Raw genomic sequence first — 494 nt, forward strand, 5'->3', positions numbered from 1 at the left:
GTCCTGGGCCTGCTCGGGCCGAACGGCGCGGGCAAGACCACCGCCGTCCGCTGCCTGACCACCTTGCTGCGCCCCGACAGCGGCAGGGCGGTCGTCGCCGGCCTCGACGTGCTGAGGCAGCCCGACGCGGTGCGCCGTTCCATCGGTCTGTCCGGCCAGTTCGCGGCCGTCGACGAGTACCTGACCGGTCGCGAGAACCTGCAGATGGTCGGCCGGCTCTACCAGATGAGGGGGAAGGCGGCGAAGGCCCGCGCGGACGAGCTGCTGGAGCAGTTCCACCTCGCGGACGCGGCCGACCGCCCCGCCAAGACCTACTCCGGGGGCATGCGCCGCCGGCTCGACCTCGCGGCGGCCCTGGTCGTCTCGCCGCCCGTGATGTTCATGGACGAGCCGACGACCGGCCTCGACCCGCGCAACCGGCAGCAGCTGTGGGAGGTGATCAAGCAGCTCGTCTCCGGGGGCACGACCCTGCTGCTCACCACCCAGTACCTGGA

At 72.5% G+C, this 494-nt stretch carries 1 protein-coding gene; it reads left to right on the plus strand.

Features of this window, described 5'->3' with window-relative positions; genetic code table 11:
• On the plus strand, window positions 1–494 hold a 494-nt coding region (locus KDL01_RS41815), incomplete at both ends, for an ATP-binding cassette domain-containing protein (protein ID WP_212534255.1).

The organism is Actinospica durhamensis, from assembly GCF_018139695.1.
GTDB lineage: Bacteria > Actinomycetota > Actinomycetes > Streptomycetales > Catenulisporaceae > Actinospica > Actinospica durhamensis.